The 25,678-nt window shown below is 72.0% G+C and carries 24 protein-coding genes; 10 read left to right on the forward strand and 14 right to left on the reverse strand.

What is annotated here, in order from left to right; genetic code table 11:
• Positions 1-12: 12 nt before the first annotated feature.
• Positions 13-2,127: a serine/threonine-protein kinase gene (locus QSK37_RS13980; RefSeq protein WP_285620404.1), complete on the reverse strand. Its 2,115-nt coding sequence runs from the start codon at positions 2,125-2,127 to the stop codon at positions 13-15.
• 107 nt (positions 2,128-2,234) lie between these two features.
• Between QSK37_RS13980 and QSK37_RS13985 the strand changes: the two genes are divergently transcribed.
• Positions 2,235-2,774: a hypothetical protein gene (locus tag QSK37_RS13985; RefSeq protein WP_285620407.1), complete on the forward strand. Its 540-nt coding sequence runs from the start codon at positions 2,235-2,237 to the stop codon at positions 2,772-2,774.
• Positions 2,775-2,807: 33 nt separating this feature from the next.
• Here QSK37_RS13985 and QSK37_RS13990 read toward each other — a convergent pair whose 3' ends face one another.
• Together QSK37_RS13990 and QSK37_RS13995 are read right to left on the reverse strand one after the other, a co-directional pair.
• Positions 2,808-5,765, reverse strand: a complete 2,958-nt coding sequence (locus tag QSK37_RS13990) for a sacsin N-terminal ATP-binding-like domain-containing protein (protein ID WP_285620409.1) — start codon at positions 5,763-5,765, stop codon at positions 2,808-2,810.
• Between the two features lie 68 nt (positions 5,766-5,833).
• Complete coding sequence (locus tag QSK37_RS13995) at positions 5,834-6,658, reverse strand: DUF3027 domain-containing protein (protein WP_285620412.1); 825 nt, start codon at positions 6,656-6,658, stop codon at positions 5,834-5,836.
• A 59-nt stretch (positions 6,659-6,717) separates the two neighbouring features.
• Between QSK37_RS13995 and QSK37_RS14000 the strand changes: the two genes are divergently transcribed.
• Complete coding sequence (locus tag QSK37_RS14000) at positions 6,718-8,115, forward strand: MFS transporter (RefSeq protein WP_285620416.1); 1,398 nt, start codon at positions 6,718-6,720, stop codon at positions 8,113-8,115.
• A gap of 11 nt (positions 8,116-8,126) precedes the next feature.
• Here QSK37_RS14000 and QSK37_RS14005 read toward each other — a convergent pair whose 3' ends face one another.
• Both QSK37_RS14005 and QSK37_RS14010 read right to left on the reverse strand, forming a co-directional pair.
• Positions 8,127-8,513, reverse strand: coding sequence for a cold-shock protein (locus QSK37_RS14005; RefSeq protein ID WP_285568473.1), 387 nt, complete (start codon positions 8,511-8,513; stop codon positions 8,127-8,129).
• 45 nt (positions 8,514-8,558) lie between these two features.
• Positions 8,559-9,182, reverse strand: coding sequence for an HAD family hydrolase (locus QSK37_RS14010; RefSeq protein WP_285620419.1), 624 nt, complete (start codon positions 9,180-9,182; stop codon positions 8,559-8,561).
• 413 nt (positions 9,183-9,595) lie between these two features.
• On the opposite strand from QSK37_RS14010, the gene QSK37_RS14015 reads away from it, so the two are divergent.
• A complete protein-coding gene (locus QSK37_RS14015) occupies positions 9,596-9,871 on the forward strand; it encodes a hypothetical protein (protein WP_285620422.1) in 276 nt (91 codons plus the stop codon).
• Between the two features lie 15 nt (positions 9,872-9,886).
• Here QSK37_RS14015 and QSK37_RS14020 read toward each other — a convergent pair whose 3' ends face one another.
• Positions 9,887-10,789, reverse strand: coding sequence for a phosphotriesterase family protein (locus QSK37_RS14020; RefSeq protein ID WP_285620424.1), 903 nt, complete (start codon positions 10,787-10,789; stop codon positions 9,887-9,889).
• On the reverse strand, positions 10,786-11,172 hold the full coding sequence (locus QSK37_RS14025; protein WP_285620426.1) for a carboxymuconolactone decarboxylase family protein: 387 nt from the start codon (positions 11,170-11,172) through the stop codon (positions 10,786-10,788). The genes QSK37_RS14020 and QSK37_RS14025 overlap by 4 nt, the downstream gene beginning before the upstream one ends.
• Positions 11,173-11,257: 85 nt before the next feature.
• Between QSK37_RS14025 and QSK37_RS14030 the strand changes: the two genes are divergently transcribed.
• Positions 11,258-11,896, forward strand: a complete 639-nt coding sequence (locus tag QSK37_RS14030; protein WP_285620427.1) for a CGNR zinc finger domain-containing protein — start codon at positions 11,258-11,260, stop codon at positions 11,894-11,896.
• Between the two features lie 37 nt (positions 11,897-11,933).
• Here QSK37_RS14030 and QSK37_RS14035 read toward each other — a convergent pair whose 3' ends face one another.
• Entirely contained in the window at positions 11,934-13,577 is a 1,644-nt protein-coding gene (locus QSK37_RS14035) for an AMP-binding protein (RefSeq protein WP_285620429.1), read from the reverse strand.
• Positions 13,578-13,693: 116 nt separating this feature from the next.
• Between QSK37_RS14035 and QSK37_RS14040 the strand changes: the two genes are divergently transcribed.
• The 4 genes from QSK37_RS14040 (at position 13,694) to QSK37_RS14055 (ending at position 18,966) form a co-directional block, all read left to right on the forward strand.
• Entirely contained in the window at positions 13,694-14,308 is a 615-nt protein-coding gene (locus tag QSK37_RS14040) for a TetR/AcrR family transcriptional regulator (protein WP_285568462.1), read from the forward strand.
• Positions 14,309-14,369: 61 nt separating this feature from the next.
• Complete coding sequence (locus QSK37_RS14045) at positions 14,370-16,706, forward strand: helicase-associated domain-containing protein (RefSeq protein ID WP_285620430.1); 2,337 nt, start codon at positions 14,370-14,372, stop codon at positions 16,704-16,706.
• Positions 16,707-16,783: 77 nt separating this feature from the next.
• Complete coding sequence (locus QSK37_RS14050; RefSeq protein WP_285620432.1) at positions 16,784-17,239, forward strand: hypothetical protein; 456 nt, start codon at positions 16,784-16,786, stop codon at positions 17,237-17,239.
• A gap of 74 nt (positions 17,240-17,313) precedes the next feature.
• A complete protein-coding gene (locus tag QSK37_RS14055) occupies positions 17,314-18,966 on the forward strand; it encodes a DNA repair helicase XPB (RefSeq protein ID WP_285620434.1) in 1,653 nt (550 codons plus the stop codon).
• Positions 18,967-18,986: 20 nt separating this feature from the next.
• On the opposite strand, the gene QSK37_RS14060 is transcribed toward QSK37_RS14055, so the two are convergent.
• The 3 genes from QSK37_RS14060 to QSK37_RS14070 form a co-directional block, all read right to left on the reverse strand.
• The gene (locus QSK37_RS14060; RefSeq protein ID WP_285620436.1) at positions 18,987-19,415 is read right to left on the reverse strand and encodes a hypothetical protein; all 429 of its coding nucleotides are present in this window, start codon (positions 19,413-19,415) and stop codon (positions 18,987-18,989) included.
• Positions 19,408-20,055 (reverse strand): SigE family RNA polymerase sigma factor, encoded by a 648-nt coding sequence (locus QSK37_RS14065; RefSeq protein WP_285620439.1) that lies wholly within the window; start codon positions 20,053-20,055, stop codon positions 19,408-19,410. The genes QSK37_RS14060 and QSK37_RS14065 overlap by 8 nt, the downstream gene beginning before the upstream one ends.
• A 427-nt stretch (positions 20,056-20,482) precedes the next feature.
• The gene (locus QSK37_RS14070) at positions 20,483-21,373 is read right to left on the reverse strand and encodes an FAD-dependent oxidoreductase (protein ID WP_285620441.1); all 891 of its coding nucleotides are present in this window, start codon (positions 21,371-21,373) and stop codon (positions 20,483-20,485) included.
• Between QSK37_RS14070 and QSK37_RS14075 the strand changes: the two genes are divergently transcribed.
• Both QSK37_RS14075 and QSK37_RS14080 read left to right on the forward strand, forming a co-directional pair.
• The gene (locus QSK37_RS14075; RefSeq protein ID WP_285620443.1) at positions 21,368-21,988 is read left to right on the forward strand and encodes a TetR/AcrR family transcriptional regulator C-terminal domain-containing protein; all 621 of its coding nucleotides are present in this window, start codon (positions 21,368-21,370) and stop codon (positions 21,986-21,988) included. The genes QSK37_RS14070 and QSK37_RS14075 overlap by 6 nt on opposite strands.
• 65 nt (positions 21,989-22,053) lie before the next feature.
• Complete coding sequence (locus QSK37_RS14080) at positions 22,054-22,833, forward strand: ArsR/SmtB family transcription factor (RefSeq protein ID WP_285620445.1); 780 nt, start codon at positions 22,054-22,056, stop codon at positions 22,831-22,833.
• 25 nt (positions 22,834-22,858) lie between these two features.
• Here QSK37_RS14080 and QSK37_RS14085 read toward each other — a convergent pair whose 3' ends face one another.
• The 3 genes from QSK37_RS14085 to QSK37_RS14095 all read right to left on the reverse strand — a co-directional run bounded on the left by QSK37_RS14085 (position 22,859) and on the right by QSK37_RS14095 (position 25,671).
• Positions 22,859-23,461, reverse strand: a complete 603-nt coding sequence (locus tag QSK37_RS14085; RefSeq protein ID WP_285620449.1) for a hypothetical protein — start codon at positions 23,459-23,461, stop codon at positions 22,859-22,861.
• Positions 23,462-23,575: 114 nt separating this feature from the next.
• Entirely contained in the window at positions 23,576-25,198 is a 1,623-nt protein-coding gene (gene groL, locus QSK37_RS14090; protein ID WP_285620452.1) for a chaperonin GroEL, read from the reverse strand.
• Positions 25,199-25,470: 272 nt separating this feature from the next.
• Positions 25,471-25,671 carry a cold-shock protein gene (locus tag QSK37_RS14095; protein ID WP_285620455.1) on the reverse strand — a complete coding sequence of 67 codons (201 nt, stop codon included), beginning with the start codon at positions 25,669-25,671 and terminating at the stop codon, positions 25,471-25,473.
• Between the last annotated feature and the right edge of the window lie 7 nt (positions 25,672-25,678).

Genomic DNA, 25,678 nt, shown 5'->3' on the forward strand with positions numbered 1-25,678 from the left:
GTTCGAAGCGCCTCAGTACCGGCGGCGGCTCGCCACGAACGGCTCGATCACCTCGGCGTAGTCCGCCACTCCGCCGAGATCGGGCCCCGGCACGTAGCCGCGCGGAAAGCGCGCACGGTAGGGACTTCGCTCGTACGGCCGGCCCGCGCCCGCGAACGCCGTCCGGCGACGCCGCTCGACCGGCCCCGGGTGGACGTACACGACGCCCGCCGCGACGAGCGCCATCAGCCCGAGGACCACGATGACCAGCAGGTCCCACGGCCAGCTGACGTGCCGAACGAAGATCTCCAGCAGACCCAGGCCGGCCCACACCGGCACGATCGCGCCCCAGGCGAACGCCATCCGGTCGACGTCCCGCCCCCAGAACGCCGTGTGGCCGATGTGCCACAGCCTGCGCGCGACCTCCTCAGGCGGCCTGAGCGCGAGCAGCCGGCCAACGCACTCCTCCTGCTCCAGCGCCTCGCTCTCGGAGGGGTAGTAGTGATACCACCGCCGCTCGACCCAGTCGGGGATCTGCTCCCAGACCGCCGCCTTCGTGGCGGGCGTCGCCTCAGCCCACATCGAGATGATCCGGTCCAGGATCTCCTGGCGGTCCTCGCCCGCCAGCAACAACCGGATGTAGCGGTCGGCGACGGTGCCGTCGTGTGGAGCGATCGCGTAGGCCTCGGCGTACTCCACGCGGTAGACGACCAGCATCTTCACGTACGCCGCCTTGACCCGAGGATCGTCCGGGGCGATCTCGAACGCCGTGGTGACGCCCTCATCGCTCTCCAGCAGAGCGTCGAGGCAGCGCCGGCGGGCCTCCTCGTCTCCGGGCAGCAGGCGGTACGCCTGGCGCAGGGCGTCCAGTCTCTCCCGGCTTCCGCGATCGTGATCGCCGCCGAGGGCTCCGGTCCGGCCGTCCGCCTGCGCCCATTCCAGCAGCGACTCGGCATAACGCCTGCGGACCTCGTCGTCCTCGGGCGCCAGTTCGAACGCCTTGCGCACTCCCTCGTCGCCCTGCTCCAGAAGCACGCGGGCGTACGAGCGGCTGATCTCGTCGTCGGCGGAGTCCATCTCGTGTGCCAGCCGCAGTGCGCGCCTGGCCTCGCTCTCCCGACCGAGGCCGTGGAGGGCGCGGCCACGCTGATGATGACTGGCGGCGTGGTGGGATTCGAGACCGATGCCCTTGTCGGCCTGGTACAGCGCCAGCTCCGCCTTGCCCTCGTCCAGGTTCCGCCTGGCCAGTTCCGCCCACCCGTCGGCGTCGGAGGGCTCGCTGAAGGCCGACGGCCTCGCCGGGGCGTCCGTGGCCGTGGCGAGGACCGTGGGCGCCATCGCCAGGTGACGCAGCCTCTCCAGCAGCTCGCCCGACGTCGGCCGCCGGGCCGGCTCCTTGGCGAGCGCGGAGGTCACCACGGCCCGGAGGGCACCCTCCAGCCCGTCGAGGTCGGCCTCTCCGCCGAGGACGCGGAACCCCACCGCCTGGGGGCCGCCGGTGCCGAAGGGCGGCCGGCCGGTCGCCGCGAAGGCCGTCACGGCGCCCCAGGCGAACACGTCGGCCGGTGCGCCGACCTCACCCGCGCGCAGCTGCTCGGGCGCCATGTAACCGGGCGTCCCCACGGCGAACTCCGACGTCACGCGCTGGGTGATCTCATCGTGCAGGGCCAGTCCGAAGTCGATGACCCGAGGCCCGTACGGGCTGAGCAGAACGTTTCCGGGCTTCAGATCCCGATGGGTGATCCCCGCGGCGTGGATGTGGCGGAGGGCGGCCGCGATGCCGATCGCCACGGTCTCCAGGTCAGACCCTCGCAGCGGACCATCCCGGTGCACCGCCTCCTTCAGCGTGGGCCCGGAGACGAACTCGGTGACCAGATACGGCGGTTCCGCCTCGGGATCGGCGCCGATCAGCCGGGCGGTGCAGAACCGGTCGAGGCGGCGTAAGGCGGCGATCTCCCGGCGGAACCGGCTCAGGTCCGCCTCCTTGCCCCGTTCGAGCAGCTCCGGCCGGATCACCTTCACGGCGACGGGATTTCCGGCGCCGTCCTGCGCGAGGTAGACCACGCCCATCCCACCGGCGCCCAGCCGCGCCTTGACGACGTACCCGGCGATGCGCCGTGGATCGGACTCGCGCAGTTCATCGCTCATCGGCGCGAACCTCTCGCTCATTCGGTGCCTTGGGTCGATTATCCGCGTCGTGTGGGAATCTACGGCTGTCCGGATCACTGGCGCGACGAGATCCATGAGGAGCGGGAATGGCGATCGGACAACAGTTCGTCAAAGGCAGCCTGGGAGTGCTCGACTGCACGCGACAACTCTTCAGATCGCCCGAGGCGTCATTGAGGATCCTCGAACGCGGTGAAAAGCCGCGCATCCGCGTGGGGGTCGTCGGCTACAGCGGCCAGCGGTTCGACGAGGATGCGGCACGAGAGCTCCTGAGAAAGGCCTACGCAGCCGTCAGGAAGGATTACCCGGACCAGGATCTGACGGTGGTGTCCGGGCTGACGAAATTGGGCATCCCCAAGATCGCTTATGAAGAGGCCGGGGAGCACTGGCTCGCCGAGGGGGTGGCCAGCGGGCAGGCCATCGACTTCCCGTGGTCCACCGTCGACAGGATTCGCATCGTCGGCGACAACTGGGGAGACGAGAGCGACACGTTCGTGCACGGCATCGACGTGCTCATCCGTATCGGAGGCGGGGAACAGACTCGCGCAGAGGTCCTGGCGGTCAAGCGGCTGGGCAAGCCGGTGTACGAGCACCGGCTGCCGACACTGGAGGCGTCCGCCGACTCGTGAGGTCGCCGTACCGCGGCCGCGGCCGTCCCGCCGTTACAGCTCCGCTTCGGCCAGCAGGGTGGGCAGGGCGTCCGGGTCGCGCAGCGCGGCCTCGGCGAGCAGGCGGTCGCTCCAGCGGTCGCACGCCCACGCCGCGCCCCTGGCCAGGCCCGCCGGGTCGCTCGCGTGGACCGTGCCCGCGTCGTACCACCACGGCACCGCGACGCCGTCGACCACGAGCTTCTCGTGCAGCACGTATGTCTCGGGGGCCTCCGGCAGCACCGCGCGCAGGACGTCCGGCACCGGCCGCGGTGCGCCCGCCGACTCGATCGAGCCCGGCACCTCCTCGCTGCCCAGGGCCAGCTCCAGCGCGTCCGCGACCTCCACCGGCACGAACAGCAGCGGCTGCCCCGCCAGCAGCGGCAGCAGGTCGGGCCGGTCCACGACGATCGCGTCGCCGGCCGGCACCACCTCCGGCTCGCCGTCCACGAACGCGCGGACCTCCGCCGGCGCGGGCACGTCCAGGTCCGCAGCGGCCAGCGCGCGCCACAGGCCGCGCAGCCGCGTGCGCGAGACCGTACGCGCGGGGTCGGCCAGCCGGTCGAGCAGCTCGGCGGCGCCGTCCGGTTCGGCGAGCAGCGCGGAGAGCGTCGTACGGACGCCGAGCGCCCGCAGCAGCTCAGGATCCAGGCCCGGCGGCGCCAGGTCGTACAGGCCCTCCAGGTCGCCGGGCAGGCACAGCTCGCCGGGCCGCCGCCCGTCGAGGACCGGGTGCCGCCGCAGCCACCACGCGGTGTACGACGGGACCGTGGCGTTCCGCCCGTCCGCGAGGATCACGCGTACGGGCTCGGTGACGGCGGCGCGCAGCGGCGGCTCCGCCAGCAGCGCGAACGCCCCCGGCCAGTCGGCCACGAACTCCAGGTCGCGCACCGCGGTGAACTCGGGCACCACGAAGCCCTCGCCGAGCTCGTCCGCCCACTCCTCTTCGGCGTCGAGGTGGTGCTCGGGCTCGATGACGTCCTCGTCGCGTACGAGCGCGAAGGTCCGCAGGACACCGGCGGCTTCGAGCGTCTCGGCGCCGTGGCGTTCGACCAGGCCGGCGTCCACGACGCCGAACGGCGCGTCGTCGGCCACCACGGCGGCCAGGGGTGCGCCGGGCAGCAACAGCTCACCGGCCGGGTACGGCTCGCCGTCCTCGTCCGGCAGCGCCATCTCGGCCAGCCACGGCTCCTCGCCGGGCCGCAGGCGGGCGCGGGCGACGAGCGTCAGGACGGCGGTCCAGATCGGCTCGGGGTCCTCCTCGTCGTACGAGGCGGCCACCGCCGCGCGGGTCGCGGGGTCGGTCAGGACCGCGCGCGGCCCGGCCTCCACCGCGCCGAGCCGGAGCAGCAGCGGGTGCGCGGCGTCCGGATGCACGATCCGCAGGCCGAGCGCGTCGAGCCCCCGTGGGTCCGTGACGAGCAGCCCGCGCGGGCCCCGCACCGTGCGGCCGTCGGCGAGGGGCACCGGCAGCCCGGTCAGCGCCTCGCGGTCGGCGCCTTCCAGCGCGGCGTACAGCCGCCGCCACCAGCCGGGGTCGCCGGCGGCCGACCCGGCGAGCGCGTCGACCACGTCGGCGACGCTCAGGCGCCGTACGCCGAGCGCGGCGAGGGCCGGATGCCGCGCCGGCCAGTCCGCGGGCAGCAGGTCGGGCACGACCTCGGCGAGGACGTCGGGCAGCGCCGCGGGCCCGTCCACGACGACGGTGTCCCGGCCGCGGACGAGGACGGCCTCATCCGCCGGGACGAAGGCGAGCTCCGCCGGGTCGTCGCCGAGGATCCGCCCGCCCTCGGACGGTCGTGCGGGCACGGGCAGCAGCGGGGTGTCGGGCAGGCGCGCGAGGACGGCACGGCGAAGCCGCGCGTCCAGCTCGCCCTTGGCGACCGGTCCGGGGACGAGGTCGAGCAGCCGGGCCGTCGGCGGCAGCAGCGCCGGATAGATCTCGGCCGCGCGCTCGATGAGGAAGTCGGTGAGCGGCCCGGGCGCGACGTGCCGCCGGTCCGGCGCGAGCGGGAAGGTCGCGAGCAGCAGCGCGGGCAGCCCGAGCGGCTCGTCGCTGGGGGTCGGGGCGTGGATCACGGCCGGCACTGCCGGGGGAAGGTCGCCGTCGGGCACGGCCCAGCGGACCTGCCAGCCGGCCCGCTCCTCCACGGGCCGGTCGGCGAGCAGGGACGCGTCGGCGGTGCCGCGCGCCTCCGCCGTGTGCCAGGTACGCCCGTCGATGGTCACCGTGCCGGTCGTCACGCCGCGCCGCTCCTCGCCCCGGTGCCAGGCCGCGGTGAGCGTGCGGGGCTCGCCCGCGTCGACGACGATCTCGGTGAGCGCGGGCAGGGCGATCATGAGCGCGGGCCCGGCCTCGTCGAGCAGCCGCCGTACGAGGGTCTCGGCGGCGGCGTCGCGCAGCGGCAGGCGCACGGCGCTGTCGTACCCCTCGGGGAGCTCCGTGTCGTCGCCGGGCCACGGCAGGCGCAGCACCGGCACGGCGCCACCGCGCCGGTCGAGCTCGTCCGCCAGCTCGGGGACGGCCGCGACCTCCCGGCGGGTGCCGGAGGCCGACCATGCGACGGCCCGGACGGCCCCGTCGGTGCCGCGGGAGGCGATGGACGGCTCGTCGCTCACCGCGACGACGGCCGCGAAGCCGACGCCGAAGCGGCCCGCCGACCCGGTCTCGTCGCGCTTGGCCGACGCGCGCAGCGTGCTCAGCGCCTCGACGCCGGCGGCGTCCAGCGGAGCACCGGTGTTCGCGACCGTCAGCACGCCGTCGCGCAGGGTGAACCGGATCCGCCCGGGCACGCCGGCGCGCAGCGCCGCGTCGGCGGCGTTCTGGGCCAGCTCCACCACCACGCGGTCGCGGTAGCCGCCGCGGGCGTGGTCCTCCTCGGTGTTCGCGTCCTCGCGGAAGCGGGCCGGGGACGCCGACCAGGCCGCCAGGACCCGCGCCCTGATCGCGGCGGTGCCGTACGGATCCTCCATCGCGCGCCTTTCGCCGCCCGCCGCCTCCGGAAGGCGACGGGCGCAGAGACTGTCGGGGCTCCGGGGCCTCAGCTGTGGCCCAGGGCCTCTTCGTCGGTGAGCGTCGCGGAGGGCATGACGTCGTACCCCAGCTCGTCCACGATCGGCGGCGCCGACTCGGCCGCGGCCGGCATCACGACGGCCTCCGAGTGCGCGCCGCAGCCGTGGTCGAGGGAGACGACCCTGCCGTCGTCGGGGGCGTACTCGTTGGCGCACACCCCGAACCCCTGCCGCAGCGAGCCCGCCAGCGGCACGAAGAAGCCACAGGTGGCGCAGTGCGCCGGGGCCGAGCGGGCCATCGGCGTCGCCGGACCGGCGTCACCGGAGTGCCAGCGGGCGGCGGCCTGGTCGCGCCCCTCGGCGGACAGCACCCGATGGCGGCCGAGGCCGAGCTCCCAGAACAGCTCCTCGTCGGTCTCGCCCGAGCTGCCCGACGTGTCGGTGAACCCGGGCACGAGCCGCTCGTCGTCGGCCTGGGTCGGCAGCAGGTCGCCCGGACCCAGGTCGCCGGGGCGCAGCCGGTCGCTCCAGGGCACCCAGGCGGGCGAGAGCATGGCGTCGTCGCCCGGGAGCAGGACGCTCTCGCTCACCGTGACGTTCTTGGCGCGCGAGGCGCGCACGACCGAGACGGCCCAGTGCCAGCCCCGGTACGCCGGGTCCAGGCAGACGAAGTAGTGGGTGACGACCCGGTCGCCTTCGGGTAGCAGACCAAGGTGATCACCGACGTACTCCGGGGCCGAGGTGTCTTCGGCGGCGGCACGCGCCAGGTCGACGGCTGCTGCCGCGGCCGCGTCGACCGCGGGTGTACGGCTCCGCCTCGCGGCGGCCGGGCTGCTGGAACGCACTGGACTCACATAAACGATTGTCGCCCATACAGGGGCATGGGTTTGCCCCGAAGAGGCAGACTTACGTCATGAGTTTGCGGTCACGGGCGGGAGACGCCGGACGGGCGGTGCGCACGATGACCCGGAGCATCGGGCGCACGACACGCCGCGCCACCCACGCCGGCGGCGCCGGCCGGACGGGTCTGGGCAACCTGATCGAGCTGGGCGCGGTCAACAGCGCCGGAGACGCGCTGATCGCGGTGGCCCTCGCGGGGACCATGTTCTTCAACCTCGACGTCAAGCAGGCGCAGGGACAGGTGGCGCTGTATCTGCTGGTCACGATGGCCCCGTTCGCGCTGGTGGCGCCGCTCATCGGACCCGCGCTCGACCACATGCGCCACGCGCGGCGCATCGCCATCGCCGGCACCATGCTCGCCCGCGGCCTGCTGTGCTGGGGCATGGCCGGCGCCGTCCTGCACAAGGACCCGCTGACCCTGCTGCCCGCCGCGTTCGGCGCGCTGGTGCTGTCCAAGGCCTTCGGGGTCTCCCGGAGCGCCGTGACGCCGCGCGTGCTGCCGGAAGATCTCAGTCTCGTAACGGCCAACGCCCGCGCGTCCTTCTGCGGCCTCGTCGCCGCGTCGATCGCCGCGCCGCTCGGCGCCGGGCTGGTCGCGGTCACCAACGCGGGCTGGGCGCTGCGCATCGCGACGGTCGTGTTCCTCGCCGGCGCGGTCCTCGGCATCCGGCTGCCCGCGCACGTCGACACCCCCGAGGCCGAGCCCGGCCCCGGCCAGGAGCCCGACCGGGACGACGCGCCCCCGCCGGCGCGTACGGACACATCCGGCCGCTGGCGGACGCTGCTGCGCGTCGGCCCGGTCGTCGGCGAGGCGATCCGCGCCAACGCCGCGCTGCGGGCGCTGTCGGGCTTCCTGATCCTCTACCTGGCGTTCCTGCTGCGCACCAAGGAGTTCGTCCACCCGGTCTCGCCGAACATCGCGCTCGGCATGCTGGCCGCCGCGGCCGGAGCCGGCGGGCTCGTCGGCACGGCCATGGGCGCGCTGCTCAAGGCGCGCGCACCGGTGGGCATCGTGCTCAGCACGCTCGCGTTCGCGACGGCGACGGCCGCCGTGTGCGCGGTGTTCTTCGGCCTCGTGGCGGCGCTCGCGGTCGCGTTCGTGGGCGCGCTCGGCCAGTCGCTCGGCAAGCTCAGCCTCGACGCGATCGTGCAGCGCGAGATCGGCGAGGAGGTCCGTTCCTCCACGTTCGCCGTGTCGGAGACGATCCACCAGCTCGTCTGGGTGCTCGGCGGGCTGGCCGGCCTCGGCATGTCGATCATCGCCTCGAACGGCCACATCGCCCTGGCGATCGTCGCCGCCGCCCTGGCCGCCACGCTGGTCATGCTCGTCTACCGGCGGGCGGCCCGCCGCGCCGCACGCCGCCGCGGCCGTACGGAGGGCGAGCCGACCGTGGCCGACACCGCGGCCTGAGCCGGGCCCGCCTACTGCTGGTCGAAGTCGTCGGCGACCGCGCGCAGCACCTCGCCGATCTTCTTGGCCATCTTGCCGTCCGGGTGCTTGCCCCGGCGGTAGGTGGTGGAGACGCCCTCGAGCAGCTTGATGAGGTCCTCGACGAGGATCACCATCTCGTCGGGCTTCTTGCGCTTGGACTTGACGACCGAGGGCGGCGCGTCGATGGTGCGTACGCTCAGCGCCTGCTGACCCTTGCGGCCCTCGACGACCCCGAACTCCACGCGCTGACCGGGTTTGAGCGAGTCGACCCCCGCGGGCAGCGCGGAGGAATGCACGAAGACCTCACCGCCGTCGTCGCGAGTGAGAAAGCCGAACCCCTTGTCGGCGTTGTACCACTTGACCTTGCCACTGGGCACAGGTGACCTCGTTGCTAGCTCTTGTCCGGACAGGCCATATCAAGGTTATTGCCTCGACGAGGGGCCTGGGTTGATCAGTTCGGTCAAAGTCTCCGGGAAAACCCGCAAATCGGGCAACACGATATCGGCTCCGTACGCCAGAAGCGCCTCCGCGTCGTACGGTCCGGTGGCGACGGCCACACTGCGCGCCCCGGCCGCCCGCGCGGCGTCGACGTCGCCGACGTGGTCGCCCACATACACGGTCGCGCCGAAACGGCTCAGTGCCGTCCCCTTGGCGGTACTGAACAGTGCCCCCGCCACCTCGTCCACGTTCAGCCCGAGGGCCCGTACGGTCGCCTCGGCGTGCACCTGGCTCTTGGCGGTGACCACGATGACGCGTCCCCCCCGCGCCTTGACCGCCTCCACGGCCTCCGCGGCGCCGGGCATGGTCACCGTCGCGGGCACCGCGATGTCGCCGTAGAAGCCTCGGTAGATCGCGGCCATCTCGGTCACGCGCTCGGCGGGGAACCAGTTCGCCAGCTCGGTCTCCAGCGGCGGTCCGAGCCGGGAGACGACGGCGGCGGTGTCGATGGGCACGCCGGTCCGCTCGGAGAGCGCGACGAAGGTCGCGGCGATACCCTTCCGCGTGTCGGCGAGAGTCAGGTCGAGGTCGAAGCCCACGGAGATCACAGGCCCCAGGGTACGTACGGCCTCGGGGACCGCGTGCCCGCGCCCTCCCGGCAGTGGCGATGCGACGGGATCCGAGTGGGAGGGCGCGGAGTCTGCGCGAAATCTGGATCTATGGATTTCGTCACCGGCGGAACTCGCATTAGAACGAGCCCGAAACAACGGTTAACGCGATGCGGATATACCCAGTGCCGATCGTCCAAACCACGTCACCGACAGATCGCTCCCCCGAGTAGGAAATGCATATGGCGAAAAGGCGGGAAGAGTCAGAAAAGACGACTAAGACCGAAGCGGAGGAGCCCGGCGCGTCCGGGAGGCCGGATCCTGCGGCCCCGACGGACGCCGCGACCGCCACGCGCCGGGAGCCTGGGCACCGCGCCCGGGACGCCGAATCCCTGCGTACGGGCGTGCGCCGCGTGTCCGGCAGGGCGGCCGACCTCGTCCGGATCCTGGCGATGATCATTTGCGTGCTTCTCGCCCTGCACATCGCGTTCGTGGTGTTCTCCGCGAATCGCGACAACTCGATCGTCCGAACGGTGAACGACTGGGCGGACTGGTTCGCGTGGCGATTCCGCGACATGTTCGTGCCCAAGGACGAACGTGTGGGCGTCCTCGTCAACTACGGAATCGCCGCCGTGGTGTACCTCATCGCGGGCCGCGTGGCGGCGGCCCTCATCCGCCGCATCCGCTGAGAGGCCGGTCGCGCGTCAGGGCCGCCATCGTGCGGCGAAGGCGCGAGACGGGTTCTCGACGAAGATCGCGGTTGCCAGCGCGGCGCCGAGTTCCCGTTCGATCCGCGGGCGCAGGCCGCCGAGCAGGAACGGCATGCCGGGGCCGTCGGCGGTGGACCGGGCCGCCGGGGTGACCGTGTCGGCGCCGAGCAGGATCCGGTGGGCGTGGCCGGCGTCGGCCAGGGCCGCGATGCTCTCCAGCAGGCGCCAGTCGGTGGCGTGGTGCACGCGGGACGGGCCGTCGAACGCCAGGAACGCGCCCGCCTCGCCGGCCGCGCGGTGGATCCCCGGGTCCGGAAACCGGTGCAGGTGCCCGAGGATCACACGGTGCGGAGGGACCCCGTGCCTCCCGCACAGCAGGTCGAGTACGTCCATGGCGGCGGTTCCGCCCTCCAGGTGGACGCCGATGGGCGCGTCGGTGGCGTGGTGCGCCTCGGCGGCGGCGGCCATGACGTGCCGGGCGTGGTCGTCGAGGCGGTGGTACGCGCCCGCGACCTTGATCAGTCCGGCCTTCACCGGAGCGCCGGTCAGCTCGTGGACGAACAGTCCGGCCAGGTCGTCGGGGACGCCGGCCGGCGCATCGGGACCGTAGTGCCTGGCCTGGTGCATTCCGGTGGCGCCGATGACGTGGACCCCGGACCGCCGGGACAGGCCGGGCAGTTCCTCGGTTCGCGGGCCCATCCCCCACGGCGTCCACTGCACCACGGCACGCCCGCCGAGCGCGGCGAAGGCGTTCAGTTCGGCGAGCGCCGCGTCGGCGTCGTCCAGTTCCTGTCCGGGCAGCGCCGGTGAGCCGATGAACAGATGGTCGTGGGCGTCGCAGACGCCGAGTTCGCCGGGCGCGATATCCCCCAGCACCGTCCTGACCAGTTCGCTCATGGCCCGACCTCCGCGAGCGTGGTCGCGGCGACCCGGAGCCCGGCCAGCGCCTTGGGCACGCCGACGTAGGGCGCGAGGTGCACGAAGACCTCGATCACCTCCTCGCGCGTCATCCCGATCCGCAGCGAGGTACGGACGTGGCCGGCCAGCTGCGGATCGACGCCGCCGACCGCGACGAGAGCCGCCAGGTTGGCGACCTGCCGGTCGCGCAGCGACAGCCCCTCGCGAAGGTACGTGCCGCCGAACAGGGCGGTGACGATCCAGTCCGTGAACCCGGGCGCGGTCTCCTCGATGCCGCGCAACCCCTCCCTGGTGGCCTCGTCCTGGAGCACCTCCAGCAGGCGGTACCCCTCGTCCCGATCCAGCCGTGCCGCATTGATCATCATGTCCGCCCTTCGGTTGTGTAACGCCTCAGCCGTTACGTCGTCACCATAACAGTCGTAACGGATAAGGCGTTACAGTGGCCGCATGGCCAGAGAGGACAAGCTCGCCTTCCGCTTCGACTGCGGCGCCACCTGGCTGAACCTGCTCGCCACCACGGGTCGCAGGTTCAGCGCGCAGCCGGTCGAACGGCTCCCCACTCCCGACCGGCTCGCCGAGTGGCTGGAGCACTGCGAGCTGTCCCCGGTCCGGCGGCCCGACCAGGGCGACCTGGACCGGGTCCGGGAACTGCGGGAGACCCTGCGCACGCTGGCGCTGGCCACCGTCGACCGGGTGCCGCCGCCCGCGGACGCCGTCGCGGACCTGGCCGCGTTCCTCGCCGAGCATGACGATCCGGTCCGGCTGACCACGGATGACCGGTTGCGCCGCGAACCCCCGGCGACGGCGGCGCAGGCCCTCGCCCGGATCGCCCGTCAGGCGGTGGACCAGCTCACCGGCGCGGACCGGCTGGCGCTGAAGAGCTGCCCGGAACACGACTGCCGGGGCGTCTTCCTCGATCCGCCGGGACGCCGGCGCTGGTGCCCGTCACCGGCGTGCGCGAGCCGGGGCCGGGTCCGTGCGCTCCGCGCCCGCCGCGCCGCCGGCGGCACCCCGGCCCGCCCCGGCTCGAAGACCACCACAGACGTCACCGCCGAGCACGACCCGCCGGCCGGCCGCCGTCACTGACCCGGCGGCCGCCGAACCGCTCGGCCGGTATTCGTGATCAGGCGAATTTCCTGGCTTCCAGATCCTTCAGACCCAGTTCCTCGATCGACGTCTCGCGCATCTTGTATTTCTGGATCTTTCCGGTGACCGTCATCGGGAAGTCGTCGGCGAAGCGGACGTACCGGGGGATCTTGTGGTGGGCCAGCTTTCCCCGGCAGAAGTCCCGTACGTCCTCCGCGGTCAGCGTCGAGCCCGGCCGTTTCTTCACCCAGGCGCACAGCTCCTCGCCGTACTTGACGTCCGGAACGCCGATGACCTGGACGTCCTCGATGTCCGGATGGCCGTACAGGAACTCCTCGATCTCGCGCGGGTACAGGTTCTCCCCGCCGCGGATCACCATGTCCTTGATCCGGCCGACGATGTTGACGTAGCCGGCCTCGTCCATGGTCGCGAGGTCGCCGGTGTGCATCCAGCGGGCGGCGTCGATGACCTCGGCGGTCCGCTCGGGGTCCGCCCAGTACCCCAGCATCACGGAGTACCCGCGGGTGCACAGCTCTCCCGGTGCCCCGCGCGGCACGGTCAGGCCCGTCGCCGGGTCGACGATCTTCACCTCGATGTGCGGGTGCACGCGGCCGACGGTGGAGACCCGGCGCTCCAGCTCCTCGTCGTACCGGGTCTGGGCGGAGACCGGTGACGTCTCGGTCATGCCGTAGCAGATCGTCACCTCCCGCATGTGCATCTCGGCGACGACGCGCCTCATCACCTCCACCGGGCAGGGAGAGCCCGCCATGATGCCGGTGCGCAGCGACGTGAGGTCGTAGGAGGAGAACTCCGGCAGCGCCAGCTCGGCGATGAACATCGTCGGCACCCCGTACAGCGAGGTGCAGCGCTCGGCCTGCACGGCGTCGAGCGTCGCCTTCGGGTCGAAGACCGGCGCCGGGATGACGATGCACGCGCCGTGCGTGGTGATCGCCAGGTTGCCGAGGACCATGCCGAAGCAGTGGTAGAAGGGCACCGGCACGCAGACCCGGTCGATCTCCGTGTAGCGGCACAGCTCGCCGATGAAGAAGCCGTTGTTGAGGATGTTGTGGTGCGACAGCGTCGCGCCCTTGGGGAAGCCCGTGGTGCCCGAGGTGTACTGAATGTTGATGGGATCGTCGGGCGACAGGCCCGCCATCCGGGCGTCGAGCCGCTCGGGGTCCAGCGCGGCGCCCGCGGTCGGCAGCGCCTCCCACTCCTCGGTGCCGAGGTAGATCACCCGCTCCAGCGACGGCAGGCCGGAACGCACCTCCTCGACCATCCCCCGATAGTCGCTCGTCTTGTACGAAACGGCGCTGACCAGCAGCTTCACGCCCGACTGCCGGAGCGCGTAGGTCAGCTCGTGCGTGCGGTACGCCGGGTTGACGTTGACCAGGATGGCGCCGATCTCCGCGGTGGCGTACTGCAGCAGCACCCACTCCGGATTGTTCGGCGACCAGATGCCGACGCGGTCTCCCTTCTCGATCCCGGCGGCGATCAGGCCGCGGGCGAGGGTGGCGACCTCCTCGTCGAACTCCTCGTACGTCCAGCGCCGGCCGCTCGGCACGTCGACGAGCGCCTCGCGGTGGGGAATGACGGACGCGACGCGCCGTAGGTTCTGCCCGATGGTCTCTCCGAGCAGTGGAAGGTCGGAGGTTCCGTGGCTGTATGAGGGACGGGACATGGACCCACCTCCTCGTGTATTTCACCGCATCTGCCCGCTTGCCACCAGAGCGTCGTACGGCTTCTCCGATGTCAGTGAGCGCTTTCATGGCCTACGCTTTTCGGGGAGGAGCACACATGCAGAGATCCACGCGCGAGCGGATCGTTTCCGAGGCGCTCCGGCTGTTCGCCGAACGCGGTTACGCCGCGACGTCCGTGGCCGAGATCGAGGCGGCGTCGGGCCTGTCCCCGGGCGCCGGTGGTCTCTACCGCCACTTCCGCTCCAAGGAGGAGGTCCTCGCGGCGGCGGTGCGCGAGCACATCACTCGCACCTCCAAGCAGGTCTCCGCGACCTTCCAGCACGCCGACGACGTACGGGCCCGGCCGCTGATCGACCGGCTGCGGCTGGCCGCGACCCTCGGCATGGGCAAGATGCGCGAGGAGGCCGACCTCATCCGGGTGCTCTTCCGCGACCTCGACAAGTTCCCCAACCTCATCGCCGAGATGAGGGAGGGCATCGTCAACCCGCTCTACGACATGATCGGCAAGTGGCTGGCCGGCCAGCCGGAGATGGCCGGCGTCGAGGCCGACTGGGACGCGATCGGCCTGGCCCTCGGCGGCTCCATCGTCAACTACTGGCTCGCCAGCGACGCCCTGCACGAACCTCCCCAGCGCGTCGACGAAGAACGCTTCATCAACGGCTGGGCCACCCTCGCCCTCGGCCTCGCCGGCCAGCCCGCCCAGGCCGTCTGACCGCCGCGCGAGAAACGACGCTACGGCTCGCGTGGGTCCGGACCCGGATTACCGTTGTGGGGTGAGCACGGAGACCTACGCGGACTGGCTGCGGGCGCGCGACGACGACGAGTTGCGCGCGCTGTTCGCGTGCCGTCCCGAGCTGATCACTCCGGTGCCCTCGGACATCACGGCGCTGTCCTCCCGCGCCTCGGCCCCTTCCGCCCTGTCCCGTGCCCTCGACCGCCTCGACCGGCTGGCGCTGAGCGTGTTCGAGGCGCTGCTCGTGCTGCCCTCCCCCACGACCTACGAGGACCTGGCCGCCGCCGTCGGCGCGGACGTGCGCGGCGCGCTCGGCCGATTGCGTTCGCTCGCCCTCGTGTGGGGCGACGACGACGAGCTGCGGGTCGCGCCCGGCGCCCGTGGCGCGGTGCCGCACCCGGCCGGCCTCGGCCCGCCCGCCAAAGAGGCCTTCGCGTCCTACCCGTCCGACCGCATGACCGCGCTGCTGGACGACCTCGGCCTCGGCTCGGTGCAGGCGATCTGCGAGCGGATCGGCCCCCTGGTCGCGGACGCCGGCCCCGAGGCGCGCGCCGCGCTCGACCGGCTCGCCTGGGGGCCGCCGATCGGCAAGGTCGAGGGTGCCCGCCGCCCCGTCACGCTCGCCAGCGCGAACTCCCCGATCGAGCGGCTTCTCGCCCGCGGGCTGCTCGCCGCCACCGACGACCGTACGGTGACGCTCCCCCGCGAGGTGGGCCTCTTCCTCCGTGGCGGCCGGGTCTTCCGCGACCTGGAGACCGCCCCGCCGCCGCTCGGCGGCACCGTGCGCGAGCGGAAGCTGGTGGACAGCACCGCGGGCGGCCAGGCCTTCACCACCGTCCGCACCATCGAGGACCTGCTCGAACGCTGGGGCGTCGACCCGCCGGGCGTGCTGCGCAGCGGCGGGCTCGGCATCCGCGACCTGCGGGCCACGGCCACGCACCTGGACCTGCCCGAGTGGACGACGGCGCTGCTGGTCGAGGTCGCGTACGCCGCCGGCCTGCTGGCGCGCAGCGGCGACTACGACGGTTCCGGCATGGGCAGCCGCGGCGGAGACGCCGTGTGGCTGCCCACCCCGGCGTACGACCTGTGGCGGCTGCACGACACCGAGCGCCGCTGGGTCACGGTCGCGGGCGCCTGGCTGCGCATGGACCGCGTTCCCGGCCTCGCGGGCGAGCGCGACGAACGCGACCGCCTGATCAACGCGCTGTCCGACGAGGCGATCCGGGCCAGCGCGCCGCAGGTGCGGCGCGCGACGCTCGAGGCGCTCGCCGACGCCCCGGCCGGCACCGCGCCGGCCACCGAGGGCGTCTACGCCAACCTCGCCTGGCACCAGCCGCGCCGCGGCGGCGTGCTGCGCGAGCGGCTCGTCGGATGGACGCTCCGCGAGGCGGAGGCGCTGGGAGTGACGGGGTTCCGGGCACTGGCCCAGCACACGCGGGTGCTGCTCGCCGGCGGCGACGCCGAGGCGGCCCTGCGCGCGGTCCTGCCCACGCCCGTCGACCACGTGATGATCCAGGCCGACCTGACCGCCGTCGCCCCCGGGCCGCTGGTGGCCGACCTCGCCCGTGAGCTGGCGCTCGCCGCCGACGTCGAGTCGACCGGCGGAGCCACCGTCTACCGCTTCACGCCCGAGTCCGTACGCCGCGCGCTCGACGCCGGGCGCGGCGCTTCGGAGCTGATCGAGCTGCTCACGCGGCACTCGACGACCGCCCTGCCGCAGCCGCTGAGCTACCTGATCGAGGACGTCGCCCGCCGGCACGGGCGGCTGCGCGTCGGCATCGCGTCGGCCTACGTCCGCAGCGACGACCCTGCCGTACTGGAGGAGATCATGGCCGACCGGCGCGCCGAACAGCTGCGGCTGCACCGGCTCGCCCCGACCGTGCTCGCCTCCCGCGTTCCCCGCTCCGAGCTCCTCGACGGGCTCCGCGTCCTCGGGTACGCCCCGGTGGCCGAGTCGCCCGAGGGCTCCGTCGTGATCACCCGGCTCGACTCCCAGCGCGCCGACACCGCCGGGCACGGCGCGTACGAACCGGCGCACCAGTCCGTCTTCGGCTCCGGTCCCGACGGCTCGGTGATCACCGCGGCGGTACGCGCGCTGCGGGCGGGCGACGAGGCCGCCCGCGTCGCGGCCCCGAACGGCTCGCCGCCCCGCTCACCGGCGGCGGCGATGGTCCAGCGCCTGCGCGAGGCGACCGACCGCGGCGGGCGCGTGTGGATCGGCTACCTCGACCAGCAGGGCCAGGCGTCCAGCCGCATCATCGAACCCGCGCGCATCGAGGGCGGCTTCCTCACCGCGTACGACGCGACCCGCGCCGCCGTGCACCGGTTCGCGCTCCACCGCATCACCGGAGTCGCCGACGTGGACGGCGCCGGCTGACCGCTCCGGAGAACCGGACACGGTTCTCGTGCGTCCTACCGATGGGCTGATATGGGCCGATATCCAGGAGAGTCACCATGACGTGGCAGGACCCCCAGGGGCAGCCGGACTGGCGCGACGCGTACGGGCAGAACGCGTACGGCCAGCAGGGCTACGGACAGGACCCGTACGGTCAGCAGCCCTACGGACAGGATCCGTACGGCAACGGCTGGTACGGCCAGGCCCAGTACGACCCGCACGGATACGGTCCCTACGGTCCGGGCACCGCTCAGCGGAGCAACGGCTCGGCCGTCGCCGCGCTGGTGGTCAGCATCATCGAGGGCTTCCTCTGCTGCGGCGGCGTGCTGTGGATCCCCGCCGTGATCATGGCGGCGATCGCGATGAGCAAGAAGGACTCCGACCCGGCGGCCGCCCGCAAGCTGACCATCGCCGCCTGGGTCTGCTGCGCGGTCAACGTCCTCCTGTGCATCGGGCTCCTCATCGCCCTCTTCGCGATCGGGGAGTTCTCCGATAACTCCACCACCACTCCCTGACGAATCCGCGCGGGAAGCAGCGAGGGGGCTCCGGCTGTTGGAGACTGTGACCCCTGGCTCCCGAAAGGCATCCCGTGACCGACGGCCCGCTCATCGTCCAGTCCGACAAGACACTGCTGCTCGAGGTCGACCACGACGCGGCGGCCGAGTGCCGTAAGGCGATCGCCCCGTTCGCCGAGCTCGAACGCGCGCCCGAGCACGTCCACACCTACCGGATCACGCCGCTGGCGCTGTGGAACGCTCGTGCCGCCGGACACGACGCCGAGCAGGTGATCGACGCGCTGATCAGCTTCGCGCGCTACCCGGTCCCGCACGCCCTTCTCGTGGACATCGCCGACACGATGGGCCGGTACGGCCGGCTGCGGCTGGAGAAGCACCCGACGTACGGGCTGGTCCTCTCCTCCTCCGACCGGGCGGTGCTGGAGGAGGTGCTCCGCGCCAAGAAGCTCCAGGCGATGTTCGGCCCGCGCGTGGACGACGACAGCGTGGCGGTGCACCCGAGCGAGCGCGGCACGCTCAAGCAGGCGCTGTTGAAGCTCGGCTGGCCGGCCGAGGACCTCGCCGGCTACGTCGACGGCGAGGCGCACCCGATCTCCCTGGTCGAGGACGGCTGGGGCCTGCGCGGCTACCAGCGCGAGGCGGCCGACTCGTTCTGGCACGGCGGCTCGGGAGTGGTCGTCCTGCCCTGTGGCGCCGGCAAGACGATCGTCGGCGCGGCCGCGATGGCGCACGCGTCGGCGACCACGCTGATCCTCGTCACCAACACCGTCTCGGCGCACCAGTGGAAGCAGGAGCTGCTGCGCCGCACCTCGCTGACCGAGGAGGAGATCGGCGAGTACACCGGCACCAAGAAGCAGATCCGGCCCGTCACCATCGCGACGTACCAGGTCATGACGACCCGGCGGAAGGGCGTCTACACGCACCTGGAGCTGTTCGACGCCCGCGACTGGGGCCTGGTCCTGTACGACGAGGTCCACCTGCTGCCGGCACCGATCTTCCGGATGACCGCCGACCTGCAGACCCGCCGCCGGCTGGGCCTGACCGCCACGCTCGTGCGCGAGGACGGCCGCGAGGGCGATGTGTTCTCCCTCATCGGCCCCAAGCGGTACGACGCTCCGTGGAAGGAGATGGAGGCGCAGGGCTGGATCGCCCCGGCGGACTGCGTCGAGGTGCGCGTGACCCTGACCGAGTCCGAGCGGCTCGCGTACGCCACGGCCGAACAGGAGGACCGCTACCGCTTCTGCGCGACGACGCCGACCAAGTCGTCGGTCGTGCAGGCCCTGGTCGACCGCCACCGGGGCGAGCAGACCCTGGTCATCGGCCAGTACATCGACCAGCTCGACGAGCTCGGCGAACGCCTGGACGCCCCGGTGATCAAGGGCGAGACGAAGATCAAGGAGCGCGAGCGGCTGTTCGACGCCTTCCGGTCCGGCGAGATCTCGGTGCTGATCGTCTCGAAGGTGGCCAACTTCTCCATCGACCTGCCCGAGGCGGCCGTCGCCGTCCAGGTGTCGGGGACGTTCGGGTCACGCCAGGAGGAGGCCCAGCGCCTCGGCCGGGTGCTGCGCCCGAAGTCGTCCGGCAAGGGCGCGCGCTTCTACTCCGTGGTCGCCCGCGACACCCTCGACCAGGACTACGCCGCCCACCGGCAGCGCTTCCTCGCCGAGCAGGGCTACGCCTACCGCATCGTCGACGCCGACGCCGTCCTCGCCGACGAGGAGATCTGACTCCGCGGTGCGCGCCCGGCTCAGCGCGGGGACGCCGACGGTACGGGCGGCATCGCCGAGCGTGGCGGTGACGGGCTCACCGACCGCGGGGTCGGCCGCGGGGTCGGTGTCCGATCCGCCGGGCTGCGCGCCTGCGGCGGCCGCACGCCGGTCGGCGTCGGCCGTGGCGTGACCGGCACGCCGCCGCTCGGCGACGCCGGCGGAGCCGACCTGACCGGTGAGACCGGCGGCGGCACCGATGCCGGACGCCGGTCCGGCCACAGCAGCCACCCCGTCAGCACGGCCAGCGCCACCGCCGCCGCGGCCACGAGCGGTCCCCACCGGGCCGGGAACGCCCACCCCGTACGCGCGGCGCCGCGACAGCGGTCGATCAGCCCGGCGTCCGGTTCGATGTCCTCGGCGGCGCGCCGATAGTGCTCGGTGAGCAGGTCCTCGAGGTCGTCACGCATGCCGCGAGCCCTCCTCCGCCAGTTCGCGCCTCAGCGCGAGCATCGCCCGTGCCGTGTGGCTCTTGACCGTTCCTCGTGAGACGCCGAGGGCTTCGGCGATCTCGTGTTCGTTCAGCCCGCACCAGTAGCGCAGCACCATCACGGCCCGCTGCTTGACGGGCAGCCGTACCAGGACGTCGTCCAGCGTCGTTCCCCCGTCGTCGTACGCCCGCCGCGCGTCCGCGAGCCGGTCCACGTCCTCCGCGCCGCCCACCGGCACGTCGGACCGTCTCTTGCGGCGCTTGCGGTCGTCGATGGCGAGGTTGACCAGCACGGTCCGCGCGTACGCCTCCGGCCGGCCGCCGCGCCGGACCCGCGTCCAGCGGCGGGCGACCCGCTCGTACGTCGTCTGCAGGAGGTCCTCGGCCAGATGGCGGTCGTAGACCAGGAAGACCGCGGTGCGCAGCAGCCGGCCCGCGGAGGCGGCCACGAACTCGTCGAAGGTGAGCTCGCCGCCGTCGCCTCCGCGGGCGTCGTCATCGTTCAGGCTCGACAGCGTGCCACCTAGCCCAGTCCGGGACGCGTCGGCACGGCGCACGGGGTCGGCACCGGACGCGGCGTCGGGCGGGTGGCGCGGGTCGGCGTGGGCACCGGCGTGCACGGCCGGGGCTCCGGCGTACGGCTGGCAGGAGCGCTCGGCACGGGTGTGGGCGGGCGGCTGTCCGGAATGCTCGGTACGGGAGTGGGCGGACGGCTACCGGGAGCGGTCGGCGTGGGAACGGGAGTGCGGATGTCGGAAGGCACGGGAGCCGGCGGGCGCGACTCGGTGCGCCGGGGCCTCGCCGCCGGCGCGTCGTCGGCCACCCGGGTGATCGACGGCCCGTGGTGGGCGCTCGCGGCGATGGCGGTGCCGCCCGCCCACACTCCCGCGATGACGGCGGCGGCCGCTCCGGCACTCACCAGCACTCTCGTCGCCCGGCGGCGTCTGCGGTCGGTCATCAAAGGTCCCCTCTCGTTGTCCCTACACCCCCATGAACCCCTTCCGCCCGCCGATCGGTTGTCATGGTCCTTCGGATTTCCGCCGGAAACTAGGCGGGCAGGGGGTCCTGGCCGAGCATGCGGTGACCGTTGGCCGCGGAGGTACGCACCGCGGCGAAGCCATAGGCGATCATTTCCGCCTCGTACGCGGCCAGCGCCGGGATGAGCGGTTCGCCGTGGGCGATCCGGCCGAGCGCGGTGGCGAGGCCGGCGGCGTCGCGCAGGGCGGTGTTGGCGCCGACGCCCGCGGCCGGGCTCATCGCGTGGATCGCGTCCCCGAGCAGAGTGACATTGGTCGTGGGCCACGGGTCGATCGGCACGCTGGTGCGCAGCGTCAGCGGGAAGACCGTGCCGGATAGCCAGTGCTCGATGATCCGGCGGACCCGGGGATGCCAGCCTTCGATCATTCGCAGGGTCATCGCCCGCAGCCGTTCGCCGGACATGGCGTGCAGCTCCTCGTCCGTACACGGCAGGAACTCGGGGCGCGAACCGAACGAGCACGTCATGTAGTCGGTGGTGTCGGTCAGCCGTACGCCGGGGGCCAGACGGGTGACGGCCCGCGTCACCGGTTCGGGGTACTCCACCGGCGCGACGCCGACGTAGTTCTTGTTCGGCCCGACGATCGGGGTGAACACGGCGTGCATCTCCGGGAGGAACAGGTGCCGGGTCCGCTCGTCCAGCGGCACCTTGCCGTAGAACTGGCGTAGCCCGGTGTCCACCACGCGGGCATGCGGCAGGTACTGGCGGCGCACGGCGGAGTTCACGCCGTCGGCGGCCACGAGGACGTCCCCGGTCACCCGGGTGCCGTCGGCGAAGTGCGCGGTGACGCGGCCGTCGGCCGCCGTGGTGTGGCGGGTCAGCCGCCTGCCGAAGACGACGGCGTCCCGCACGCCGCTGAGCAGGATCTGCCGCAACGTCAGCCGGTTGACCGCCAGGTGCACGCCGTCGTCGGCGGGTTCGAGCAGGGGTTCGACGCGTTCAGCATGCGCAAGCTGGCCGTCGCGCTCGACGTCAAGTCCCCGTCGCTGTACTGGCACGTGCGCAGCAAGGACGAGCTCTTCGAGCTGCTGATCGACACCGTCATCGGCCGGTGCGCGTTGACAGAGGATGACGGCCGCGACTGGATGGATCGACTGGTCGCCATCGGGCTCGAACTGCGCCAGGTCCTCCTGGCGCATCCCTCGATGGTCAGGCTGCTGCCCGGGCGGATACCGTTCGGCCCGAACGGGCTGCGGCTGGCCGACCACGTCATCGGCGTCCTGCGCCGGGCCGGCTTCGACGACCGCCTCTCCGGCTACGGCTACCTGCTCCTGATGTTCTACGTCGTCGGTTTCGCCGGCCAGGAGGTGGCCTTCGGCAAGGGCGCCGCCAACCAGGCACGCCTGACCCAGGTCAACGAGTTCCTCCGCGGCCTGCCCGCCGACCGCTACCCCGACCTGGTGGCCGTGGCCGACGACCTCACCGGCCGCCCTGGGCTCACGCACCGGTTCGAACTCGGCCTCGTCGGGATCTGCAAGGAACTGGCCGTCCAGGCGGGCCGCACCGAGTCGCCTTGACATGCAACCTTCCAGTTGCCTAAATTTACCGCAACCGAAAGGTTGCCTTTGTTCGAGGGATGGGAATGGACGCGGTCTTCAAGGCGCTCGCCGACGCCACACGCCGGCGCCTGCTCGACAGCCTCAACACGCGGGGCGGGCAGAGCCTGCGGGAGTTGTGCGCCGAGTCCGGCATGACCCGGCAGGCCGTCGCCAAGCACCTCGCCGTGCTGGAGGCCGCCGGCCTCGTGACGACCGCCTGGCACGGCCGGGAGAAGCTGCACCACCTCAACGCCGCGCCCATCAACGAGATCACCGAACGCTGGATCAGCCGGTACGACCGCGAGCGGGTGCGCGCGCTCGCCGACCTGAAGACCTCACTGGAGGACCGCCTGATGAGCAGGCCCGAGTTCGTCTACGTCACCTACATCAGGACCACGCCCGAACAGCTCTGGCAGGCGCTCACCGATCCGGTGTTCACCAAGCGCTACTGGGGCGTCGAGTTCGGTACGGATTGGTCGGCGGGCGCGCCGATGACCTGGCGCGAGGGCGGGTTCGAGACGACCGATCCGGAGCAGGTGGTGCTGGTCAGCGAGCCGTACCGGCGGCTGTCCTACACCTGGCACACCTTCACGCCCGAGTGGGCGGAGTACGCCGGCAAGTCCGCGGACGCCCTGGCCGCACTGGCCGCCGAACCCCGGTCGAAGGTCACGTTCGAGCTGGAGCCGACCGGGGCGACGGTGAAGCTCACCGTGACCCATGACGGCTTCGATCCCGACAGCGCCGTACTCCCGGACGTGAGCAACGGCTGGCCGCACGTCATCGCCAGCCTCAAGTCGCTCCTGGAGTCCGGCGAGCCGCTGTGAGAAAGCGGCCCCCGGACAGGACCCCTCAGATGCCCAGGAAGCCGCCCATCCCACGATTGGAGGACCGGGTGGTGTCGTAGGCGAGCGGGCAGGCCAGCGTCAGCGTGCGGATCGGCTCGGGGAGCTGGAAGTTGAGCTGCAGCACGTAGCGGTCGGCGCCGCTGAACATCTGCGAGATGTAGTCGCCCACGCCTCCGGCCCGCCGGAAGGTCGCGATCTGGACGTTCTGCCAGTCGGTCACCTGGGAGCTCAGATGGTCGAAGTAGCCGATCTGGCGCTCGTACGCGTCGAGCATCTCGTAGCCCTGCAGGGCCCGCTTACGGAGATGGCCGATCAACTGCCCCTGCGGCGTGACGACGTCGATCTTCGGTGTGCCGACGTAGGAGTACGGCTTGTTCACCCAGAAATAGGGCATGCCGTCGGGCCTGGTCACCAGGAGGTCGCGCTTGGCCTGGTCGTTGCGGCGCTGGTTGAGGACCCGCCAGGCCTTCTGGGCTCCGTTCACGCCCTGTTCCGCGACATTGGCGACCGGCTGGCCCTGCGGGTTCCAGATGGTGTACTTCGCCTCGACCGAGAACATCTCCGGCGGCTGGTCGTAAACGAGCACAGGGGTGCTGAAAAGGTCCACGCGCGAAGTGTACGACCGACGCGGCAGTCCGGGGACGGTATTCGTTTCGCCTGAAAAGAGGCATAACGAAAGGGGCGGCCCCAGCACCGAGGACCGCCCCTGACGTTGTCGGACTCAGAAGTCCATGCCACCCGCGTCGGGAGCGGCCGGAGCCTTCTCCTTCTCGGGCTTTTCGGCGACGACGGCCTCGGTCGTCAGGAACAGCGCCGCGATGGACGCGGCGTTCTGCAGCGCCGAACGCGTCACCTTGGCCGGGTCGATGATCCCGGCCTCGAACATGTTGACGTACTCACCGGACGCGGCGTTGAGGCCCTGGCCCGGCTCGAGCGAGCGCACCCGCTCGGCCACGACGCCGCCCTCGAGGCCGGCGTTGACGGCGATCTGCTTGAGGGGCTCCTCCAGCGCGCGCTTGACGATGGAGGCACCGGTGGCCTCGTCACCCTCAAGCTCGATCTTGTCGAACGCGCCCGTGCCCGCCTGCAGCAGCGCGACGCCGCCACCGGGGACGATGCCCTCCTCGACCGCGGCCTTGGCGTTGCGGACGGCGTCCTCGATGCGGTGCTTGCGCTCCTTGAGCTCCACCTCGGTGGCCGCGCCCGCCTTGATGACGGCGACGCCGCCGGCGAGCTTGGCGAGGCGCTCCTGGAGCTTCTCGCGGTCGTAGTCCGAGTCGCTGTTGTCGATCTCGACGCGGATCTCGTTGACGCGACCGGCGATGTCGTCCGGGTTGCCCGCACCGTCGACGATGGTGGTCTCGTCCTTGGTCACCACGACGCGCTTGGCCTGGCCGAGCATGTCCAGCGTGGTGTTCTCGAGCTTGAGGCCGATGTCCTCGGAGACGACCTGGCCACCGGTCAGGATCGCGATGTCCTGCAGCATGGCCTTGCGGCGGTCACCGAAGCCCGGGGCCTTGACGGCGACGGACTTGAAGACACCGCGGATCTTGTTGACGACCAGGGTGGCCAGGGCCTCGCCCTCGACGTCCTCGGCGATGATGACGAGCGGCTTGCCGCTCTGCATGACCTGCTCGAGGACCGGAACGAGGTCCTTGTTGGCCGAGATCTTCGAGCTGGCGATGAGGATGTAGGGGTCGTCGAAGACGGCCTCCATGCGCTCCGGGTCGGTCACGAAGTAGTGCGACACGTAGCCCTTGTCGAAGCGCATGCCCTCGGTCAGCTCGAGCTCCAGACCGAAGGTCTGGCTCTCCTCGACCGTGATCACGCCTTCCTTGCCGACCTTGTCCATCGCCTCGGCGATCATCTCGCCGATCGAGGTGTCACCGGCGGAGATGGAGGCCGTGGAGGCGATCTGCTCCTTGGTCTCCACGTCCTTGGCGATCTTGGAGAGCTCTTCGCTCACCCGCTCGACCGCGGACTCGATACCCCGCTTCAGCGACATCGGGTTGGCGCCGGCGGCGACGTTGCGCAGGCCCTCACGGACCAGCGCCTGGGCCAGCACGGTGGCCGTGGTGGTGCCGTCACCCGCGACGTCGTCGGTCTTCTTCGCGACCTCCTTGACCAGCTCGGCGCCGATCTTCTCCCACGGGTCCTCGAGCTCGATCTCCTTGGCGATCGATACACCGTCGTTGGTGATCGTGGGGGCGCCCCACTTCTTCTCCAGAACGACGTTGCGGCCCTTGGGACCGAGGGTGACCTTGACGGCGTCGGCGAGCTGGTTCATGCCGCGCTCGAGGCCGCGCCGCGCGTCCTCATCGAACGCGATCATCTTTGCAGCCATAGGCTCCAGATCCTCCCGGAACAGGGTGGCTATCACTGGATCGAGTCGACGCCCGCGACGGACGACCTGTCCGGCGGCTTCCATGCCGCCGCCGGGTGTGAGGCCTCGTCGCCTCGATCGCTTATTCAAGGCTGGCACTCTCAATGGCCGAGTGCCAATGTCGTGTTTAGCACTCTACCCAGGAGAGTGCAAGCCGTACCCCGTCCTACCTGGTCAGCGACACGTCAAGGCCCGGCGCACCAGGCGCCGGGCCTTGGACCGAGCTATACGGATCAGAGCGGGCGCACCGACTCCGCCTGCGGACCCCGGTCACTCTGCGTGATCTCGAACTCGACCCGCTGCCCCTGCTCGAGGCTGCGGTAACCATCAGCAAGGATGGCCGAATAGTGCACGAACACGTCCCTGCCACCGTCGACCGCGATGAAGCCGTAGCCTTTGTCCGCGTTGAACCACTTGACGGTGCCTTGTGCCATTCCTAAC

The sequence above is a fragment of the Actinoallomurus iriomotensis genome (assembly GCF_030269445.1).
In the GTDB taxonomy this organism is placed as follows: Bacteria; Actinomycetota; Actinomycetes; order Streptosporangiales; family Streptosporangiaceae; genus Actinoallomurus; species Actinoallomurus iriomotensis.

What these genes read in the sequence shown, in the direction of transcription:
- QSK37_RS14050 (WP_285620432.1), top strand. Translation starts at nt 16,784, where the DNA reads ATGACGTGGCAGGACCCCCAGGGGCAGCCGGACTGGCGCGACGCGTAC.
- QSK37_RS13985 (WP_285620407.1), top strand. Translation starts at nt 2,235, where the DNA reads ATGGCGATCGGACAACAGTTCGTCAAAGGCAGCCTGGGAGTGCTCGAC.
- QSK37_RS14020 (WP_285620424.1), bottom strand. Translation starts at nt 10,789, where the DNA reads ATGAGCGAACTGGTCAGGACGGTGCTGGGGGATATCGCGCCCGGCGAA.
- QSK37_RS13980 (WP_285620404.1), bottom strand. Translation starts at nt 2,127, where the DNA reads ATGAGCGATGAACTGCGCGAGTCCGATCCACGGCGCATCGCCGGGTAC.
- QSK37_RS14000 (WP_285620416.1), top strand. Translation starts at nt 6,718, where the DNA reads ATGAGTTTGCGGTCACGGGCGGGAGACGCCGGACGGGCGGTGCGCACG.
- QSK37_RS14030 (WP_285620427.1), top strand. Translation starts at nt 11,258, where the DNA reads ATGGCCAGAGAGGACAAGCTCGCCTTCCGCTTCGACTGCGGCGCCACC.
- QSK37_RS14025 (WP_285620426.1), bottom strand. Translation starts at nt 11,172, where the DNA reads ATGATCAATGCGGCACGGCTGGATCGGGACGAGGGGTACCGCCTGCTG.
- QSK37_RS14035 (WP_285620429.1), bottom strand. Translation starts at nt 13,577, where the DNA reads ATGTCCCGTCCCTCATACAGCCACGGAACCTCCGACCTTCCACTGCTC.
- QSK37_RS13990 (WP_285620409.1), bottom strand. Translation starts at nt 5,765, where the DNA reads ATGGAGGATCCGTACGGCACCGCCGCGATCAGGGCGCGGGTCCTGGCG.
- QSK37_RS14060 (WP_285620436.1), bottom strand. Translation starts at nt 19,415, where the DNA reads ATGCGTGACGACCTCGAGGACCTGCTCACCGAGCACTATCGGCGCGCC.
- QSK37_RS14080 (WP_285620445.1), top strand. Translation starts at nt 22,054, where the DNA reads ATGGACGCGGTCTTCAAGGCGCTCGCCGACGCCACACGCCGGCGCCTG.
- groL (WP_285620452.1), bottom strand. Translation starts at nt 25,198, where the DNA reads ATGGCTGCAAAGATGATCGCGTTCGATGAGGACGCGCGGCGCGGCCTC.
- QSK37_RS14040 (WP_285568462.1), top strand. Translation starts at nt 13,694, where the DNA reads ATGCAGAGATCCACGCGCGAGCGGATCGTTTCCGAGGCGCTCCGGCTG.
- QSK37_RS14095 (WP_285620455.1), bottom strand. Translation starts at nt 25,671, where the DNA reads ATGGCACAAGGCACCGTCAAGTGGTTCAACGCGGACAAAGGCTACGGC.